Origin of the sequence: Klebsiella sp. HC6, from assembly GCF_022605325.1 — a bacterium.
GTDB lineage: Bacteria > Pseudomonadota > Gammaproteobacteria > Enterobacterales > Enterobacteriaceae > Klebsiella > Klebsiella terrigena.
In genome coordinates this window covers 220,642-241,234 of record NZ_CP093276.1, presented here as the reverse complement: position 1 = coordinate 241,234, position 20,593 = coordinate 220,642, and the positions used below count along the sequence as shown (strand labels likewise).

Annotated in this window: 11 protein-coding genes; 2 read left to right on the top strand and 9 right to left on the bottom strand. The window is 60.9% G+C overall.

Going from position 1 to position 20,593, the window contains the following annotated elements; genetic code table 11:
* Positions 1-236 precede the first annotated feature (236 nt).
* Positions 237-1,559, top strand: coding sequence for an MFS transporter (locus MMW58_RS01090; protein ID WP_045853937.1), 1,323 nt, complete (start codon positions 237-239; stop codon positions 1,557-1,559).
* A gap of 46 nt (positions 1,560-1,605) precedes the next feature.
* On the opposite strand, the gene MMW58_RS01085 is transcribed toward MMW58_RS01090, so the two are convergent.
* On the bottom strand, positions 1,606-3,657 hold the full coding sequence (locus MMW58_RS01085) for an AsmA family protein (protein WP_241722626.1): 2,052 nt from the start codon (positions 3,655-3,657) through the stop codon (positions 1,606-1,608).
* Between the two features lie 194 nt (positions 3,658-3,851).
* Here MMW58_RS01085 and kdgK point away from each other — a divergent pair, with 194 nt between their 5' ends.
* Positions 3,852-4,781 (top strand): 2-dehydro-3-deoxygluconokinase, encoded by a 930-nt coding sequence (gene kdgK / locus MMW58_RS01080; protein ID WP_241723678.1) that lies wholly within the window; start codon positions 3,852-3,854, stop codon positions 4,779-4,781.
* Between the two features lie 58 nt (positions 4,782-4,839).
* Here the strand turns inward: kdgK and MMW58_RS01075 are convergent, their stop codons facing one another.
* The 8 genes from MMW58_RS01075 to bcsQ all read right to left on the bottom strand — a co-directional run bounded on the left by MMW58_RS01075 (position 4,840) and on the right by bcsQ (position 20,581).
* Positions 4,840-6,342 carry a M16 family metallopeptidase gene (locus tag MMW58_RS01075; protein ID WP_133600129.1) on the bottom strand — a complete coding sequence of 501 codons (1,503 nt, stop codon included), beginning with the start codon at positions 6,340-6,342 and terminating at the stop codon, positions 4,840-4,842.
* A gap of 219 nt (positions 6,343-6,561) precedes the next feature.
* Positions 6,562-7,848 carry a dicarboxylate/amino acid:cation symporter gene (locus MMW58_RS01070; protein WP_076946222.1) on the bottom strand — a complete coding sequence of 429 codons (1,287 nt, stop codon included), beginning with the start codon at positions 7,846-7,848 and terminating at the stop codon, positions 6,562-6,564.
* Positions 7,849-8,003: 155 nt separating this feature from the next.
* Positions 8,004-10,010: a biofilm formation regulator HmsP gene (gene hmsP, locus MMW58_RS01065; protein WP_241722625.1), complete on the bottom strand. Its 2,007-nt coding sequence runs from the start codon at positions 10,008-10,010 to the stop codon at positions 8,004-8,006.
* Positions 10,011-10,295: 285 nt separating this feature from the next.
* On the bottom strand, positions 10,296-13,775 hold the full coding sequence (bcsC, locus tag MMW58_RS01060; RefSeq protein ID WP_241722624.1) for a cellulose synthase complex outer membrane protein BcsC: 3,480 nt from the start codon (positions 13,773-13,775) through the stop codon (positions 10,296-10,298).
* Positions 13,757-14,866, bottom strand: a complete 1,110-nt coding sequence (gene bcsZ, locus MMW58_RS01055) for a cellulose synthase complex periplasmic endoglucanase BcsZ (protein ID WP_241722623.1) — start codon at positions 14,864-14,866, stop codon at positions 13,757-13,759. Before bcsZ ends, bcsC begins: the two co-directional genes overlap by 19 nt.
* Positions 14,867-14,869: 3 nt before the next feature.
* A complete protein-coding gene (gene bcsB / locus MMW58_RS01050; RefSeq protein WP_241722622.1) occupies positions 14,870-17,215 on the bottom strand; it encodes a cellulose biosynthesis cyclic di-GMP-binding regulatory protein BcsB in 2,346 nt (781 codons plus the stop codon).
* A 10-nt stretch (positions 17,216-17,225) separates the two neighbouring features.
* Positions 17,226-19,844, bottom strand: a complete 2,619-nt coding sequence (gene bcsA / locus MMW58_RS01045) for a UDP-forming cellulose synthase catalytic subunit (protein ID WP_241722621.1) — start codon at positions 19,842-19,844, stop codon at positions 17,226-17,228.
* Positions 19,841-20,581: a cellulose biosynthesis protein BcsQ gene (gene bcsQ / locus MMW58_RS01040; protein ID WP_241722620.1), complete on the bottom strand. Its 741-nt coding sequence runs from the start codon at positions 20,579-20,581 to the stop codon at positions 19,841-19,843. The genes bcsA and bcsQ overlap by 4 nt, the downstream gene beginning before the upstream one ends.
* Positions 20,582-20,593: the final 12 nt, after the last annotated feature.

The following is a 20,593-nucleotide window of genomic DNA, read 5'->3' as shown; positions in this document are numbered from 1 at the left end:
AGCCCGATCCATCATTTCAGCAGATAAATCCAACGTGTAACTTTTATTTAACCTAAACCTGGTTTTATCTGCCATTGTTTTATTTATGTGAAGCATTTCATAGAAGTTATTTTTCAGGCACACAAATTATCCGCTTTTTGCCCGTTTTTTGACCTCTCCCGCGCCCTGTTACAGATTGAAATGTCGCTTTTGCTGTGGCTATATGGCCTTTCGTTCGCTAAAAATAAGAAAGATCTATGCAAGCCACAGCCACCACGCTCGACAAGGCGCAGGAAACCGCACCGGTTAACTCGCGCAATAAGGTCGTCGTTGCCTCACTCATCGGCACCGCCATTGAGTTCTTCGACTTCTACATCTACGCCACCGCCGCGGTTATCGTGTTTCCGCATATCTTCTTCCCGCAGGGTGACCCGGCCGCCGCGACGCTACAGTCGCTGGCAACCTTCGCTATTGCCTTCGTCGCCCGTCCGATTGGCTCAGCGCTGTTCGGCCACTTCGGCGATCGCGTCGGTCGTAAGGTGACGCTGGTCGCCTCGCTGCTGACCATGGGGATCTCTACCGTAGTCATCGGCCTGCTGCCGGGCTATGAGAGCATTGGCATTCTGGCTCCGATGCTGCTGGCGCTGGCGCGCTTTGGTCAGGGGCTGGGCCTTGGCGGCGAATGGGGCGGCGCGGCGCTGCTGGCCACCGAGAACGCCCCGCCGCGCAAACGCGCGCTGTACGGCTCCTTCCCGCAGCTGGGCGCGCCGATCGGCTTCTTCTTCGCAAACGGCACCTTCCTGCTGCTCTCCTGGCTGCTGACCGACCAGCAGTTTATGGAATGGGGCTGGCGCGTGCCGTTTATCTTCTCCGCCGTGCTGGTGATTATCGGGCTGTACGTCCGCGTTTCGCTGCATGAAACGCCGGTCTTTGCCAAAATCGCCGCGGCGAAGAAGCAGGTGAAAATTCCGCTGGGGACGCTGCTGACTAAGCACGTGCGGGTGACCGTACTCGGCACCTTTATCATGCTGGCTACCTATACCCTGTTCTATATCATGACCGTCTACTCCATGACCTTCAGCACCGGTGCTGCGCCGGTGGGACTCGGTCTGCCGCGTAACGAAGTGCTGTGGATGCTGATGATGGCGGTGATTGGCTTTGGCGTGATGGTGCCGATTGCCGGCCTGCTGGCGGACGCGTTTGGCCGTCGTAAGAGCATGATCGTCATTACCTCAATGATTATTCTCTTTGCCCTGTTCGCCTTTAAGCCGCTGCTGGGTTCCGGTCAGCCGGTGCTGGTCTTCGCGTTTCTGCTGATTGGTTTGAGCCTGATGGGGCTGACCTTCGGTCCGATGGGCGCCCTGCTGCCGGAGCTGTTCCCGACGGAAGTACGCTACACCGGCGCATCATTCTCTTATAACGTGTCGTCGATTCTTGGCGCCTCCGTCGCGCCGTATATTGCCGCCTGGCTGCAGGGCAACTACGGCCTGACGGCGGTAGGGCTCTACCTGGCGTCGATGGCCGCGCTGACGCTGATTGCGCTGCTGCTGACCCACGAAACTCGCCACCAGTCGCTGTAATCCTTTGCTGCCCGGCGCGCCGCGCCGGGCACCTTCTCCTCTGCGCCTACTTTTTCATCTGCGACAAAATCGTCTGACACTGGTTGGCTTCGCCCTCCGCCGGCGATACCAGCGCCAGCAGCGCCGCAGCCGGGGTGACCAGCGTTGCCAGCGCGGCCGCTACCGCACCGCGCGCAATCAGCGGCCCCACCTTCACTCCGGCATCCGGGGATTTAAACGTGCCGCGCACGTACAGCGGCGAGCGCAGGGTAATAATGCGCAGCCCCTTGCTTTCGGGGTCGATGGTTAGGTCGAGCTGCTCCGAGGCGAAGCTGGCGGTCCCGGTGACGTTAATCAGCGCATTTTCGGTATCAAAGGCAAAGATCTGCGGCCGCGCGACGCCGTTAACCACGTCAACGTTCGCCGCCGCGCAGTTTACCCGCACCTCGTCGTCGCCAAAGATCTGCCCGATAAGATAGTTACCGACGTTCAGCCCCAGAATTTCCATCAGGTTTCGGCTAATCAGGCCATCGTTCATCAGCAGCTTGATATTGCCGTTGCTGTTGCCCAGCAGCGCCGCCACCGAGTTACCGGTGCCGCGCAGCTGCATATCGCCGTTCATCTCGCCGAGGGTCTTTTGCATCATCTCCACGTTCGGCATCAGCGCCTTGAGCTTCAGGCGCCTGGCCTGCAGGTTAGCGCTGCCCTGCAGCGGCTTTTTATCGCCCTGCAGATGCAGGCTGCCGGCGATCGTGCCGTTGGCGAGGCCGAAGCGCAGCGGCTGCAGGCGCAGGTCGCCGCGCTCAAGGATAACGTGGGTGCTGAGGTCGCTAATCGGTAACGTGCCGCCGTGCTCAATTCGCCGCCCCTTGAAGCGGACATCGGCATCCATCAGCTGCCACTTGTCGGTCTCAAAGCGATCGTAAGGCAGGACTTTCCCGGCCGGCTGCGGCGTAGCTTCGCCTTTACGCTGCTCGGTTTTGCTCGCCTTACTCCCGGAGTTCACGCCAATCAGCGGCCCGAGGTCCGCCAGGCGCAGCTGGCGGGATTCAACGTCGCCCTCCAGCTTCGGCCGCGGCTTGCCGGTGGCGTAGGTCAGGGAGCCGTGAATGTCGCTTTCGCCGATCCGGCCGTTGAAATCGCGATAGCTAAAGCGCGACCCGCCCTGCTGATTGAAAGTCGCCCTCAGGCGCCCGTCGGTGGAGAACGCCGGCGTATCCGGCAGGACGATTCCGGTGAGATCGTATAAATCCCCCAGCGAATCGCCGGAGAACTTCAGGCGTAAATCGACGCCGCCCAGGCTCAGCGGATCGCTCACCGTCCCGCTAAAGGCCACCCGGGTATTGCCGGAGCGGAAGTCGCCCTGCAGCGGGAACGGCGTCCCTTCGCTGCGCAGCGCCAGCATGCCGCCAATTTTACCGCTGCCGGAGAGCGGCTGGTCACGATAGCTCCCCTTAGCCGTCAGCCCAAAAACGTAGTCCGCCACCCTCTTTGGCGCCTCTTTGCCTTCCGTGCCGGTGACTTCGCTAAACGGCAGCGGTTTGCCCAGCGGATCGACCGTCAGGGTAATATCGGCGCGCGTCACCTTGTCGATAATGGCGATCCGTCCGCGATCGAAGAGGATGTTATCCAGCCGGAAAGACCAGTCGGATGGCGCGGCCTGGCTGGCCGCAGCGTCGTCCGATCCGAGGGTAAAGGTCCAGTTATTGGTTTTCTCAGAGAGCCTGATCAGCCGGGCATCGGGCTGCTGCAGCTTAATCCACGGCAGATAGACCGTTTTGCTCAGCAGCGACAGTGGCGCCAGCGTGGCTTCGACGCGCGGCAGGTGCACCATCGTAACCTGGGGGATATCAGGCGGGTTGCCGAGGACAATATCTTCGGCATGGACGTGGGGCCAGGGCACCCAGCTCCGCCAGCCCCGCTCGTCGCGCTGGCGCTCCCAGACCACGCCGAGGTCGCCGCGAATGGCAAACGGCCGGTTCAGCTCGGCGGAGACCTTCTGGTTAATCGTGGGCTTCAGGCGGTTCCAGTCGAAGGTCGCCAGTACGATGAAAAACACAACGATAAGTAAGACTATCGTTCCCGAGATAATGGCAATCGTCTTGCGGGTTGTGGTCATACCCTCTCAGCTCCTTTGCTCCTCGTCAGTCCTGAATATAGTTGAAAAGCGCATCTTTCTCCGACAAATGCGCCTTTCGTCACATTACGTGCCTGATGTCAAAAAAATAATGGAACGATGTTTTAATATGGTTGACCATAAAAACGACGCGGCGCACACTAGCGCTAATTCCGATTTAATCCCAGGTCATGATGATGTCTAAAAAAATTGCCGTTATCGGCGAATGTATGATTGAGCTGTCAGAGAAAAACGCGGCGGTAAACCGTGGATTTGGCGGCGATACCTTAAATACCTCGGTCTATATTGCGCGTCAGACCGACGCCAGCGCGCTCGCCGTGCACTACGTTACCGCGCTGGGGACGGACGCCTTCAGCCAGCAGATGCTGGAATCCTGGCAGGCTGAGGAGGTCAAAACCGATCTTATCCAGCGTATGGCCGATCGTCTGCCGGGACTCTACTACATCGAAACCGACGATACCGGCGAGCGGACGTTTTACTACTGGCGCAACGAAGCGGCGGCAAAATTCTGGCTGGAGAGCGAGCAGTCTGCCGCGATCTGCGAAGAGCTGGCGACCTTTGACTACCTCTATCTCAGCGGAATTAGCCTCGCCATTCTCAGCCCGCAGAGCCGCGAGAAGCTGCTTACGCTGCTGTGCGAATGTCGCGCTAACGGCGGGCAGGTGATATTCGACAACAACTACCGCCCGCGCCTGTGGGCCAGCAAAGAAGAGACTCAGCGGGTTTATCAGCAAATGCTGACCTGCACCGATATCGCCTTCCTGACGCTGGACGACGAAGATGCGCTATGGGGTGAAAAACCGGTAGCAGAAGTGATTGCCCGCACGCATGCCGCCGGCGTCAAAGAGGTGGTGGTAAAACGCGGGGCCGACTCGTGCCTGGTGTCGATTGTCGGCGAGCCGCAGCAGGAGATCCCTGCCGTCAAGCTGCCGAAAGAGAAGGTGGTTGATACCACTGCCGCCGGCGATTCGTTCAGCGCCGGCTACCTCGCCGTGCGCCTGACCGGCGGTGACGCCCGGTCCGCCGCCGTCCGCGGGCACCTGACCGCCAGCACGGTCATTCAGTATCGCGGGGCGATTATTCCGCGCGACGCGATGCCGCAGTAACCTTCGCCCGGGCTGCGCCATCGATGCCGCAGCCCGGGAAGAGCCTCGTCAACCGGGCCTACTGGGCGGGGGGAATATCCGTCGCGTCGCTGCGCGCCTCGGCAGCCTCGCCGCTTCCGGCCGTCGTCGTCGCCGTTGGCACTGGCACCATCAGCTTCTCCCACGTCGCCTTCAGATCCTTCATGTTATATTCCGGCTCTCCCTGCGGCTGCTGCAGCACCAGAGCCATATCCTGCGACAGCTGCTGACGCAGATACTGATTCAGCATATCGACGGTCAGAGAATCAAGAAACTCCTGACGCAGCTTCTGATACTGCTCCGGTGCGATATCCACCACCTGATTCTGCAGCGAGCGGATGCGCTGGCTGATTAGAATATCGGTATCGGTACGCGCGTAGGTGGCGAAGAGCTTTTGCAGCTCGAGCTTTTTCTGCGCAATCAGGGTATCGAACTCATCCTGCGGTAAACCGTTATCGCGGACCTTCGCCAGCTCGCGGGACACCGCAATCAGGTTCGCATTGAGCTTGTTGCCCGGCGATTCAATGTTGATCGCGCACTGGGCGCGCTGGTACAGCACCCGGCAATCAAAGCCGAGGTTCACGTCTTTGATATTGTTTTTGCTCAGGTTCTGCTGCACGTGCCAGAACAGCGCCTCGCGGGCCAGATCGTCGCGCCAGTAGTGCTGCAGCGCCACCGAATCGCGAATAGGCTGCCACGGAGCGTCCCACATGATCGACAGCTTATCCTGACGCACGGTATCGGTCATGATGCTCACCGGCGTCGTCGGCAGCGGAGCCAGCGTCGGCACCGCGGCCGGCGTTTCTCGTTTGCCCTTCAGCTCGCCGAAGTTTTTGCCGATCTGCTCCGCTACGTTACGGCTATCAACGTTGCCCACGACGATCAGCGTCATGGCGTCCGGGGTGTACCATTTCTGATAAAACTCTTTCAGCTGCGCAACGTCGACCGGGGTTTTCAGCGGCGCGGCGGGGTCATGCCCCAGCATGGTGGAACCTTTCAGCCGGTAGCGCCACCAGCCCTCTTTGGTATCCAGCGGCCAGGTCGCGACCATGTCGCCACCCTGCAGGGCGTGATTCACCGCTTCAGGCGTCACCGTTAGCTTCCCGCTGGCGTCGGCCAGCCAGCTCAGCGCCTCTTTCAGCAGGTCGTTGCGGTTATTCGGCAGGCTGAGGTTAAACATGGTGTAGCTATAGGAGACGATCGCCGGCGGTAGCGGACGATTCGGATCGATGCTCTGCTGCCACAGGGAGCGCGCCTGCATCGTCGGAAGGCTGCCGCTCTGCGTTAAGGCCAGGCGGGGAATAAAGTGGCTAAAACCGCTCTGCTGAGTGCTTTCACTCAGCGAGCCAATATTGACGAACAGGCGGACTTCAATACGATCGCTAGGACGCTGCGGAGTGGCTAAAACCTGCCACTGAAGTCCGTTGGCGAGAGTCCCCTGTTGCCAGGCCGGGTCCGGCTGGAGCGCTTCTGCTTGCACATAACCGGCCGCTGCCATCATCAGCAAACCACCCGTTAAGAGTTGAATTTTTGTGCCCTGCATGTGAACCCCTGATGAACATTCCTGGTTACAAAAGCAGCCCGCTGAAGGGCTGCCAAAAAATATGGTGAGTAAGTACGTCGGTTAGACCACGCGGAGAGGAAAATGTCGCACGGAGACGTAAAATAATCATTTAGTATCACTCCCCAACCCCGGGGAGCGATACCTAATTATGCGCAGGAGCCCGGAGTCCAGCAAGAGCAACGGGCCTAACAGATGGATTTAAGAGGATAATTCGTGCGATTTGTTCGCCGGAGTGCGGTTATTAAGGACATCATCCAGCTGTTGGGAATCCAGCTCTTTCACCCATTTCGCCACCACGATAGTCGCCACGCCGTTGCCCACGAGGTTGGTCAGCGCGCGCGCCTCGGACATAAAGCGGTCGATACCGAGGATCAGCGCCAGACCGGCAACCGGCAGATGGCCCACGGCAGAAATGGTGGCTGCAAGGACGATAAAACCGCTGCCGGTGACGCCGGCGGCGCCTTTCGAGGAGAGCAGCAGCACCACCAGCAGCGTTATCTGGTGGAAAATATCCATATGGCTGTTGGTCGCCTGAGCGATAAATACCGCCGCCATCGTCAGGTAGATGGAGGTGCCGTCAAGGTTGAACGAGTAGCCGGTGGGGATCACCAGACCCACTACCGATTTGCGACAGCCCAGCTTCTCCATCTTATCCAGCATGCGCGGCAGCGCCGATTCGGACGAGGAGGTCCCGAGAACAATCAGCAGCTCTTCGCGGATATAGCGGATAAATTTAAAGATGCTAAAGCCGGTGATCCGCGCGATGGTGCCCAGCACCACGACCACAAACAGAATACAGGTAATGTAGAAGCAGACGATCAGCTGGCCCAGCTGCACGAGGGTGCCGACGCCGTATTTGCCGATGGTAAAGGCCATCGCCCCGAAGGCGCCGATCGGCGCGAGGCGCATAATCATGTTGATGATGCCGAAGATCACCTGCGAGAAGCTTTCGATAACGTTAAAAATCAGCTGGCCCTTGCTGCCCAGACGATGCAGGGCAAAACCAAACAGCACCGCAAACATCAGCACCTGCAGGATGTTGCCGCTGGCGAAAGCGCCGATCACGCTGCCGGGAATAATATCCAGCAGGAAGGCGACAATGCCCTGATCTTTTGCCTGCTCGGCGTAGACCGCCACCGCCTTCGCATCCAGGGTGGCCGGATCGACGTTCATGCCGCCGCCGGGTTGCACCACGTTGACGATGATAAGCCCGATAATCAGCGCAAGGGTACTGACAACTTCAAAATAGAGCAGCGCTACCGCACCGGTACGGCCAACGGCCTTCATGCTTTCCATCCCGGCAATCCCCGTCACGACGGTGCAGAAGATAACCGGTGCAATAACCATTTTAATCAGTTTAACAAAGGCGTCGCCGAGGGGTTTCATCTGCGCGCCCAGTTCCGGGTAGAAATGGCCCAGCAGAATACCGATCGCAATGGCCGACAAAACCTGAAAATAGAGGCTTTTGAAGAGAGAGGTTTTCATAGGGTGTCCTTTGGGTATAACCACAGACCTGGAAGGGTTATAGGTCGTCTGTGGCTTAAAAGTAACACCCGGGAAACATTTCAGAAATAACTAAGCGCGAAATTGCAACGGAATTGTTAAAAACTTAGAGCTGACTCGCACAAGTCAGCCTCCCGTTACAGGCTTGCACCCTCTTCGTTCACCGACAAAAACTGCGCCGCAAACGCCTCCTGCGGTAAGGCGCAACCGAAGAGGTAGCCCTGGCCGATATCGACGCCGGCCTCCTGCAGCCACCGGTGCTGCTCCTCTCTCTCAACGCCTTCCGCCACGATGCGCAGGTTAAGACCGCGCGCCAGCTGAATAATCGCCGGCACCATGCTGGTATCTTCGGGCAGCATATCGATGAAGGCCTTATCGATTTTCAGGATATCGACCGGCAGCGACTTCATATGCTGGAGCTGGCGCAACCCGGCGTAACCCATGCCAAAATCATCGAGGGCGATGCGCACCCCCGCTTCGCGCAGCGGGCGCAGCAGGGAGACCACCGTCCGCGGATCGTCCAGCCGGCGGCTTTCGGTAATTTCGATAACCAGCGTGCCTGGCGCAATGCGGTAGCGCGAGAGCAGGGTCAGCATCTCTGCGCCCCGGTCGTGATGCAGCAGCTGCAGCAGCGACACGTTCACCGATAGCGGCAGCATAATGCCCTGGCTTTGCCATGCCGCAAGCTGGCGACAGGCCTCTTCCATCACCCAGTAGCCGACCGGGACAATCAGCCCGCAGGCCTCAATGCGTTCAATCAGATCCGGCGGCAGCAGCCAGCTGCCGTCCTCCTGGCGCTGGCGCAGCAGAACCTCCGCGCCGCACACTTCGCCGCTGGCGATATTCACCTGCGGCTGCAGCCAGATGGCGAAACGCTGATTATCCAGCGCCGCCAGAATATCGTGCTCTTCCATCAGCCGGCGCTGGGCCTTCTCCATCTGCTGCGGATCGAAGAACTCAATCTGGTTTTTACCTTTGCGCCGCGCGGCGACGGCGGCGGAAACCGCACGTCGGTAGAGCTGCTCCGCGCTCAGCTCGCCGTTAAACATCGCAATTCCGACGCTGGCGCAGGGGCGGAGCTGGATGCCGTGCAGCGGCAGACGCTCGCTGATTGCAGTGAGCACTTGCTTACTTAACGTCACCGCCTGCCAGGGCTCGGTAATGCCGCTGGCCAGAATCGCAAAGTCATAGCCGCTGACCTGCGCCAGCACCATACGCGAGGGGATGATTGCCCGCAGCTTTTCCACCAGAGTCAGCAGCAGTATTTCGCGCTGGGCCTCCTTCAGGACGCCGGCGGTGTCCTGCAGCGTTTCGCAGGCGACCACCAGCAGCGCCGAGGTTTGCGGGCGGGCGACCGCCTGCTCAAGCAGCGCCATCAGGAAGGCCTTATTCGGCAGGTCGGAGACCGGAAAGCGGGTGGACTGTAAAGAGAGCTCATCGTGCCGGCGCAGCAGGGTTTGCTGGTTGCGATTGTAGCTGCGCACCAGCATGCCTATCTCATCATCGTGATGCAGCCGCGGCAGCGTCAGCTGATGCCCGAGACGCTCCTGCTGCGGGACGTCGTTAAGTTCACGCGCCACCTTACGCAGCGGACGGACGATCAGGCGGTTGATGCACCAGGTGATCGCCACCGTCAGAACCAGCACCAGCAGAAAGTAAGCAGTCACTAACGTAGAAAGCGTACTCATCACGAATTTATACATCTGGTACGAGTCGGCCTGCAGCACCAGATAGGCAAGCGGCTGCGGGTTAGCGGGTCGTTCCTGGGAATATATCGGCAGCGATATCTGTACCGGCAGCTCAAACATGCGGGTAATCATGACCGGAACCGGGCGCTCGGGGATAAATCGCATCCGCAGCGCCTGGAACTGGTTCGGCAGCACCACGTCCGCCCGGCTGACGATGCCGGCGGGCTGGATACGACCGAGAATGGCTTCCGCCTCAGGAATATCCGCCTTCAGGATCGCCGCAGAGAGCGGCTCGCGAACGGAACGGGCGATGCTTTCTAACTGCGTGGCCGTAGTAAAGCGACTCTGTTGCACAAAGTGAAAGAGTAAAATAGAGCAAAAGACCAATACAAATGCCATGGACACGCCTGCGACCATCGCCATCTGTTTAATTGTAAGTGAGCGGCTGACGCGCAACTGTGTTCTCCACTGATACTGAATACTGTCCGGATTTCGTCCATCAACGCCGGTATTTTGCGGCTGATTGTCTCTGCGAAATAGCGCGTAAACGCCCGACAGAGAGCGCCAGGCGGGTCACCAGGACGGGTGCCAGGCACCGCCCCCGGGCTTGCGGACACGCCGGGCCGGCGTCGCGATTAGCGCAGCGCGAACGGGGGGATGCCCCCCACGGCGCGAAGTACGACGAGTATACGCGAACACGGGGGTGGAGTGACGGTTGATCGCGTAATTCAGCCTATTCTGCTACCAATCAGCGTAGGGAACCAGCGGCTGCGGCGGCATATTCATATCGCCCTGCCAGCCGGAGGCCGAGTAGCGAACGTAGAGCAGCGCGTGGCTCGGGGTGTAGTCCTTGGCCTGCTGGATATCAACCGCCGCGCCCACGAACCAGTTGCCGGTCACCCGCCGTTCGACCAGCGCCCGGGCGGTGTAGCCGAAGCCCTGGCTGCTGCTGCCCTCCTCGCTGAGCTGGCTGGCATCGGCGCGATACTCAGAGGGAATGAGGTTCAGCAGCGGATAGCGCGCCTGGGTTTTCGTCCGCGAGTGTGACCAGGAGACGGAGCCGCCAAGCTCCCACGACCAGTTTTCGGTACGCTGGCGCCAGGTCACCGGCACGGCGAAAGAGACGTACTCCTGCGGGCTATAGTAGCCGCCCTGTCCCAGAGTATAGCCGCTGAGATCCTTGTCATAGTGCCAGAGCATATTGCTCAGACCGACCGTCACGCGGCGGTTATCTTCGTTGATAACTTTATAGTAGTAGCCGGTCATCCAGCGCACGCGCCAGTTGTCGGCGACGTTTTTGCCGGTGAGCTGGTCGGCCCCCAGCGAAGACCAGACGCCGTTGGCTTCCCCTTTGTCGTAGCTCAGGCTGACGCCGCCGCCGTCGGCGCGCACCCCGCCCCAGGTTTTACCAGTATGGCTGGCGCTGTCCTTCTGCCCGCCAAACGCCAGCAGGGAGCTGGAAATCGGCCGACGGTGCAGATTGAGGGTGTAGCCCAGCGGGCCAAGATCGTCGCTGTAGCTCAGACCACCGACGACATCGACGACGTTAAAGCCCATCGGCGTGGTGCCGATGTCGCCGCTCCAGGTGTCGTTCTTCCACCCGACCGCCACGCTCGCCCCGCCGTCGCTCTGGTGAAGGCTACCGCTGGTGCAGGCAATCTCGCCGCAGGTGCCCCAGCTCGGCGAATAGCTGCCGTCGCCGTTGGTTGAGAAGCTGCCGGCGTTCATATTGACCAAATCGGTGCGGAAGAACATCCGGCCGTCGGCCAGCGGCGCATCCACGTGCAGCATCGTCGTTTGGGCTTTTAAATCGGAATAGCCGCCGGTACCGCTGGATCCCCAGTAATCATGCTCCAGCGTGACGTTAAGATCCTGCTGGCGATAAAGATCCGCCGCGTCGCTGCGGATCCCGCGCTTAAGCCAGTCGTCCTTCGCGTCGTTGCGGGTGAGGCGGGTGAAGGCGTCGTTATCCTGCGGACGAGCCGTCGCCACGCCGGAGGCCACCATCGCGTCTTTATAGCTTTCCAGCGCCTGCTGCGGCTGGCCGTTTTGCGCCTGAAAACGCGCCGCATCGCGCAGCACCAGCGCGCTCTCCATCGACGGCGGCTGCGCTTTCGCCCGGGCGGTGATACGGCTAAAGATCTGCTGCGCCTGCGCCGCGTTGCCCAGTCCGGCCTCGGCCAGCGCGACGCGCCGCTGCATATTGATCGATTCGGCGTCCTCGCCCTTCAGCTGCGCGACCTGCGCGCGGGCGGCGTTTTTGTCGCCCTCGGCAAGGTAGACTTCCGCCAGCCCCAGGCGCGCGTCGCCGTTGTTGGCCTCTTTGCTCAACGCCGCGTTGTACTGGAGGATCGCCGTCTGCTCGTCGCCGCGCTGCTGCGCCCAGTCGGCGAGGGTCAGATCGTAGCGCACCGATGCGGGCTGCTGCTTAATCAGCGCAATCGCCTGCTCTTCCTCGCCCGCCTCGCGCAGCCCGTTGGCCTGACGCAGAATATTATCGCTCTGCAGGCGCGCCTCAAGCTCGCGAATATTATCGCTCCACTGGCTACGCGGCAGCGCGTTAATCTGCGCAAGGGCCATCTCGTCCTGGCCGTTTCCGGATAGATAAAGGCCCCAGGCGTAGACCCGATCGGCGTCGCCGGGCTTACGCTTGACCATCGTGCGCATCAGCGTATCCGCCTCGGCCCGCTCGCCTGCGCTGACTAAATCTCGCGACAGGCGGTAAGTTATCCAGACGCTATCGGGGTCGAGCGCCAGTCGTCGACGCTGCACTTCCGCAGCCTGCGCCCAGTTGCCCTGGCTCTCCAGCGCTTCAGCCTGCTTTTCCAGACGTTCGTTAGCCAGGCTGCGCTCAATATCGTCAATGCTGCGCCGCTGGGCCGGCGTCAGCCCGGCGATAAAGGCGCTGGCTTTTTCCGCCGATTCCGCACGATAGAGGTTCGCCAGCCCGCGTACCGCCAGGCTGTTGCCGCGATCCATGCGCAGCGCGCGCTGATAGTAGCTCTGCGCCGCGGCGCTCTCCTTGCGCGCGGCGGCCACGTCGCCGAGGCCGAGAACCGCGTAGCTGTCGGTGCGATCCACCCGCTGCGCCTGCGCGTAGGCGTTTTGCGCCTGCGCCAGCTGCCCGGCTTTCAGCGCGCTGTCGCCCTGCTTAATCAGCAGCCAGTAGCGGTTGGTCTGCAGCAGGCTGCGCCATTTGTCGCGATTCGGACTATCGGGGTCCATGGCAAGCGCTTTATTCAGCTGCGCCACGGCGCGGGCGCGATCCCCGCGCTGCGAATAGGCCTGGCCCAGCGCGCCCACGGCGTCGCTGTCCCTGGCATCCGCGCGAACGGCCTGCTGTAAATCCGCCACCGCCTGGCCCGGTTTATCGCTTTTAACCGCCGCCAGCCCTTCGGAGCGGGCGAGGAAGGTTGGGTCTTTGAGCTGCCCCTGCTGCTGCTCGAGCAGTACCCGGGCATTGGCCGCCGATTCGCCGGTGGCAAAGAGCAGCAGAAAACGCTGAAGCGCCTGCACGCTGGCGCGGCTGACCGGCATATCTTTTATTTTGTCGAACCATATCGAGGCGGCGGTGCTGCGCCCGGCGGCCGAGCGCGACATCTGCTCTAGCCAGGCAAAACCTTCATCCGGCTTATTGTCGGCAAACATTAGCTTAGCCAGCGCGGTTTGCAGGGCGACGTTGCCCGGGGAGCTGGCGTTAATTTTTTTCAGCTCAAGGACGGCTTCGTTATGCCGCGCCGGCAGCCGCGCGACCAGAGACCAGTACTCAATGGCGAGCGTTTCATCCGGCGGCACGCCGCCGAACAGCTTTTCATATGCGGCCACGCCCTCTTCTACATGCCCCGACACGCCCAGCAGACGCGCCTGCTGCAGCGCCTGGCGTCCGTCGCCGGTGCTGAGGTTCATTTCGCTGCGCGAGGATTTCAGGGCGGTCGAGTCCGGAGCCAGCTTCGACAGGCGATCGAGCTGTTTCTTTGCCCCATCGGTATCGCCCTGGCGCAGCAGATAGCGCATCCGCGCGGAGATAACGTCCGGATTGTTCGGGTCAATCAGCTCCAGCCGGTACAGCGATTGACGCACCAGATCTTCACGATTGCTCGCTTCCCCCAGCCGCACCTGTTCCAGAAGATGGTCCTGAGCAGGCGTAGTCGCGGCCTGCGCCAGCGGCAGAAGCGCAGCCCCCAGCGCCAGGGTGATAAACGTTAGTGAGAACTTGCGCATTCCTGGTTCCAGTCAGGTTGTAATTCGCCATCGGCGGTAAAGCGAAAACGATGTTGATCCCATCCCTGGCCAAAAAGGGTCAGGACCGCGCTATAGTACGCGTCCGCGCCGGGATAGTTGTCGCTGACGCGCTGGCGCTGAACGGCCCGGGCATCCTCATTTTGTAAGAACGGCAGCAGCGCGGCCGAGAAGCCCACCGGGCCGTTTCCTGCGGTCTTCGCCGTGGCGATATTCACTTTTTCCGGCGGCAGGCCCTGGCGAATGGTCTGTTCCGCCATCGGTTTAAAATGCGCCAGCAGCCGCGCCTTCTGCTTATCGGCGTCGTTGAGCATGCCGACCCACAGATAGACGCGGATCGCGTCATAGCTGCCGATAATCGGTTTATCCGCCTTCAGCTGCCAGCCCTTCTCTTTCTCGTAGCGTACCCAGTCCGGGGAGAAGCCCTTGGGCGCCGTCTCCAGCAGCAGGCGGATATTGCCGTCGCGCAGCTTCGGCCAGGGCGCGCCGTAGCGGACAAAATAGTTCGCCAGCTGCGGCGGAAGATAGCTGGGATTGAAGCGCCAGCCTTTATCGTCGGCAAAGCCAACCTTCCCCGGCAGCACCAGCGGCCCCAGCCCCGGCACGTCCGCCACCTCTTCATCGGCAATGCGCGACAGCAGCGCTTTCCCCACCTCAACGTACTGCGGCATCTGCCACAGGCGCCCGGCCTCCAGCAGCGACCAGGCTATCCACAGATCCGAATCGGAGGCCGAGTTGCTGTCCAGCATCGTCCACTCGCTATAGCTCTTTTTGCCCCACAGCCAGCCGGGCAGATGCGCGCGCAGATCGCCCTCAGCGAGGTTGTTCTGCGTCCACTGCAGCAGCTTGCCGAACGCATCGCGATCGTTGGCCGCCAGGGCGAAGAACAGGCCATAGCTTTGCCCTTCAGAAGTGGTGATTTTCCGCGGATCGCTGGGATCAACCACGCGACCTTCGGCACTGACGTACTCTTTCCTGAACTGATCCCAGGCCGGCCACCGGCAGGCGGCGCTGGCCTGCGCCGCCGCCAGCATCAACAGCGATATCACCGCTCCGCGTAGCGCATTCATCATGGTCTACTCATCATCCAGGTGCAGGCGACGACGGCTGACGATACGCAGCATGCGCCACAGTACCCACGCCAGCAGCACGATGCTGACCGCCGCCAGAATAGCCAGCAGCACCGGATGGTTGGAGAGCGCAAACCAGATGCGCTCAAACCACGGCAGATGCCCGACATAATAGACGTCGCCCACCCGCAGGCTGTTGACGCCGGATTCACGAACGACCACCGCCGAACCAAACATCGCCGCTCGTTTCCCGCTGTCGTTCAGCGCGTCATTGAGCAGTTCGTTGCCGCGCGCGCTGTCCGCCAGCAGCGCCACGACGCTACGCTGGTCGTGATACGGCGACTGGAAGCCAATAATGGCCGCCATCGGGCCGGAAGAGGTGATGTCCGCGCGCGTATTCGGCGTCCGGGCTTCATCGTCAGGATAAATGCTCGGCAGCTCGTAGTGGCGCATCGGCATTTTCACCCAGCTTTTCGTCGCCTCAACCAGCAGGTTAATTCGCGTATCGTCCTTCAGCGCCGGTGGAATCGAGCCGATCAGCAGCAGGTCGGCGTCTTTGCCCTTAACCTGACTACCGTCATCGGTGACCTGGATATTGATCGCCGCCAGGCCGGTCTGGGCGCTGATGCCGCCAACGGACTCCAGCAGGGTGGCAACCTGGCCCTGAGTTGGCGTTTTCGGCACCACCACCAGGGTTTCGGCGAGGTCGGCCATCCGGCTATACGGGAAGCCCGAGTTGGCAAAGACCCGCAGGTCCGGCATGGTGATAAAGTGGTAATACTTCGAGAAATCAATCGTCGAGTCGTCGCCGATCACCGCGTGGTTCTGTACCGGCTGGAAGGTAATACAGTTATCAATTGAGCCGCCCGGCATCGGATTCATGTACTGGAAATCAAAGCGCAGCTGGTTCATGGCGCCCAGGCGCAGCGCCGGAATGGTCACCGCGGAGTTACCGTCCAGCAGCCCCTGCAGCACCGGCAGACGGAGTATCAGCTTGTTGACGTCCTGAGAGCTGTTGAGGCTGAAGGACTGCAGGAACTGGTCATTCAGGCTGATGTCCATGCGCGAGCTATCTTTGACCGGCGGCATGGTGTAGCGATATTTCAGATTCATATCAATGCCGTTGGCGCGCAGCAGATAGAGATCCGGCGGCAGGTTGAGCGCCACGTTAATCGAGTCCGGCACCAGCCCGCTGGACTGCAGCTGCTGTTCGTAGGTTTTCAGCTCCGCAAAGGTCACCGCGCGATCGGTCCGCACCCAGTTTGGCGCATCGTAAGGTTTACGCGCCTGCAGCTGCTTAACGTCGTCCACCACCACGCTGTTACCGCGGAACAGAATATTGCCCTGCGCAATGCCCTTCGCCGCCAGCAGCAGATCCTTATCGTCACGGCCCAGCACCACCAGCAGCTTGACGTACGGGTTGTCCGGATGGTCAACCATTTCGATGGTCGGCGCGTTCACCGGCGGATGCTCGCGCAGGAAATCTGGGCGCCTGTCGTTGGTGGCAAAAACGATGGCGTTGCGATCCGGCAGCGCGTTGAAATAGACCGGGAACTGCTGGCCGCGCCAGCCGGCCTTGCTGCCAAACCAGGAGGCGACAATCGCCGCCGCCTGCTGCTGCCGCGCGTCCGGGGCGGAAGCGAAAACCATCGGCAGGTTCAGCGGGCGGTTATCCCGTGAGTCGTAGAACGGCACCGGGAAATGGGAGAGATCGTTGCGCACCTTCAGCGCCTGGTAGGTCAGATCCAGGTTGCTGTCGCGCCCGATGTCCAGCCACAGCGTGCTGCTGGCCGGGTTCTCACAAACGTCGCGATAGTGGCCGACAAACTCGAGGCGCACGCGGTTAAAGTCGGTGATGTACAGCGGATCGATAGGGATCTGCGCCCTGATCTTTTTACCCAGCTGCTCTTTGGTGACCGGCAGAACGCCCATCAGCTCATCGTTGAGGTAGACCTTCAGCTGCGACTGCACCGGCAGCAGCGACGGCGACGGCGTATAGTCGAGATTCAGCAGCGCCTTAGCCACCACCTCGTCGCTGCGCATGCCGAATTCCACCGAGCCATCGGGACGCGCGCCGCGCAGCACCATGCTGCCCGGCGCCGGGGCGATTTTGGCAAAGCTCAGCTTGACGTCGCGGGTCGGGATATTTTCCGCCACCACCACCGGCGCGGCCGGGTCAACGACGGTCGCCGTCGGCTGGTCTTGCGCAAGAGTGGGTTCAGGCGCGGTTAGCGGCGCGGCAGCGGTCGGCGCCGCAGTAATGGCCGCCGTTGGTTCCGGGTAAGACGCGAAGGGGTACCAGCCAGCCATTCCCACCGCCACTGCACAAATCAAGGAGAGTTTTCTTTTCATCGCATTATCATCATTGTTGAGCCATTTCTGGTTCCGAAGTTAGTATCGCCGCGGCGCGTTCGGGACGACGGGGAATAAACGAGACTATCCAGGCAACCAGCAGGGTAAGCGAGCGGAAAATAACCTTCACCGACGGCGGAGAGAACTCCGCCAGGTGACGATATCCACGGAACCCCAGTTTCAGGATATCCAGCAGGCTTTCCATCGGTTTATCTTCCGGGAAGCTATCCTGCCAAAGCGCCCACGTATCGGCGCGGGCAAACGTACACTGCACAAAATCGATATGCTGTTTATTGGTCAACGGCAGCAGCTGCAGGCCGACTTCACTGTCGTTCACGCGGGCTACCCGCGTCGGGAAGACGTACTCCTGCTGCCCGCGTTTGAGCAGCAGGCTGACCTTCTGCCCTTCCAGGACCTGCGCTTTACCGTGAATTTTGATCCCTATCCCACCGTCAGAATAGTCGTGGACGGTGCAGGAGAAGAGGTGGCCATCTTCGCGGGCAATCGCCGCCGGCATGTTCATTTCCACGCGGTGCGAGCGGCGGACCTGCTTGCTTTCCACCGACACCGCCACCGCGCCGCCGAGAATAATCAGGTTATAAAACACCCACACAATGCTGACCCACACGGTCAATATTTCGTTTTCCGGGCCGTAGAAGTGGCGCCAGATACCGACCCCGACGCCAACCAGGTTAAGCAGCACGAGATAGATGTAGGGACGAGAGATAACCCAGTCGACGTACTCGTCCTCTACCAGACCGCCCTTCGCGGTAACGTTGAACTTGCCCTTATGCGGATTAATCAGCGCGACGAAGGTCGGCGGCGCAATATACCAGGCCAGCACCGTTTCGTAGATTTCACTCCAGAAGGAGTGGCGATATTTCCCCTGAATCTTCGAGTTGGTCAGGCTGGCGTGAATCATATGCGGCAGCACGAAGAGCGCGATCATCAGCGCGGGCGCATAGATGATATAGGCGTGCAGCAGTAAAAAGGCCAGCGGCGCGGTCAGGAAGATCAGCCGCGGAATACCGGACAGGAAGTGCATCATCGCATTGACGTAGCACAGCCGCTGCGCCAGCTTGAGCCCTTTACCGAACAGCGGGTTGTCGAGACGGAAAATCTGCACCATCCCGCGCGCCCAGCGGATACGCTGGCCGATATGCGCCGACAGGCTTTCGGTCGCCAGCCCGGCGGCCTGCGGAATACGCATATAGGCGGAGGTATGGCCCCGGCGGTGCAGGCGCAGGGAGGTATGCGCATCTTCGGTCACCGTTTCGACGGCAATACCGCCGATCTCATCCAGCGGGCCGCGGCGGATCACCGCGCAGGAGCCGCAGAAGAAGGTGGCGTCCCACATATCGTTGCCGTCCTGCACGAGGCCATAAAACAGGGTGCCCTCGTTCGGGGTTTTACGAAAACGCCCGAGGTTGCGTTCAAACGGGTCCGGAGAGAAAAAGTGGTGCGGCGTCTGCATCATCGCCAGCTTTTTCTCCTTCAGGAACCAGCCCATGGTCATCTGCAGGAAAGAGCGCGTCGGCACGTGGTCGCAGTCGAAAATGGAGACGAACTCGCCGTTGGCATACTTCAGCGCGTTGTTGATGTTGCCGGCCTTCGCGTGCTCGTGCGTCTCACGGGCGATGTAGTGCACCCCCACGTCTTTGGCAAACTGGCGAAACTCTTCCCGCCCGCCGTCATCGAGGATCCAGATATTCAGCTTATCTTTCGGCCAGTCGATGCCCTGAGAGGCGTAAATGGTGTTTTTCACCACGCTGAGGTCTTCGTTATAGGTCGGCACGAAAATATCGACCGTCGGCCACTCGGCCATATCTTTGGGCAGCGGCACCGGCTGACGGTTGAGCGGCCAGATCACCTGGAAATACCCCAGCACCAGCACCAGCCAGGCGTAGGTTTCAGCGAACAGCAGCACCAGCCCGCACACCAGGCTGACGGGATCGTCCCAGTTCAGCGTCGAGGTATAGCGCCACCAGATATAGCGACAGGAGACGGTGAGCGAGAGCACGATGAGCATCAGCGCCGAGAAGCGCCCCGGAATGCGCCGCACCAGCAGCGCCACGCCCCACAGCAGCAGCAGGAAGATAAACTGCGAAATCGGGTTAAACGGCTGGGTGATGCAGAGCAGCGCCAGGATCAGCGAGAAAACCACCACCACGCTGAGGATCGCCTTGCGCAGCTTTGGATTGAGATGCGCCAGCTCTTTGTATTTATCCAGATGACCGGTGCGGGTGCTTACCCTCTCCGGGAGCCGGTCCATCCACTGGGCATAGCGGCCGTGCACGCCTTCAAGGGCCACCAGCGAGCGCCAGTTGACCTTTTTCTCAGGCTCGGGCACCCGGGTCGCCAGCAGCCATACCGACTGCAGCAGGTAGCGCAGCGGATCGAGCGGCCGCGGCCGATGGGGATGAATATGCGGGAAATAGTCGCCGTGCCTGGCGAGGATCGCCTGCCAGCGCGGCGTTTCCAGCGGCATCAGCGCCCACGCCAGCGCCGCCCACAGGCAGCCCAGCGTCGCCGATAGCCACGAGGCGCCATGCTGGCGATAGTCGGCGTAGCGTTCGCTCAGGCGTTCGGCAACCGGAGGAGCCAGCAGCAGCGTGCTCAGGCGCATCATTGCGCCTCCCGGGCGGAGGAGTAGTGCAGCAGGCACCAGTTGGCAAGGGTCAGGATCTCTTCTGCCGCCAGAGAGTCCTGCCGATATTCACCCAGCGGCTGCTTTGCCGCCAGGCACTCCGCCATCGCCTCATCGCGATGGATGGCGATCGGCAGAATGCGCCGCTGGCTCTCCAGCCAGAGCTGATATAAATCTTCCTGCAGCTGGCTGCCCACCCGCAGATCGTTGATCAGAATATCGCGATTCGCCGCCAGCGCCTGCTGATGCAGGCGAATATGGCTGTTGCCGTCCGGATGCACCACCACCAGCGTACGGTCGCAGACGTCGAGCAGCGAGCGGGTCAGCGGGGAAAAATCGGCGGGTAAATCGAGCAGCACCCAGCGACGATCGCCCTGCTGGTCGAGCCGCTGCACGATAGCGGCCAGGGGATCCAGCGTCGGGTAGAGCCTGTCGAGGTGCACCCTTTCACCCGGCGTCAGCTGACCGAAGGGCAAAATATCAATATGGGAGGTGTAGCGCATGCCGGCATCGCGCCAGTCGCCGCCGTCAATTAAGGCGCGCGCCCAACCTTCACGATGGCCAGCATCGACGTTGAAAAAAAAGCGCAGCATGTTATCCGGGCTGGCATCAACCACCAGCACCGTTTCCCCCAGCAGCTGTAGCGCCCAGGCGAGCGACGCGGCAATCGACGTTGTGCCCACGCCGCCACGGATGCCCTGTAATCCAAGAATAGCCATCGACGGCGTCCT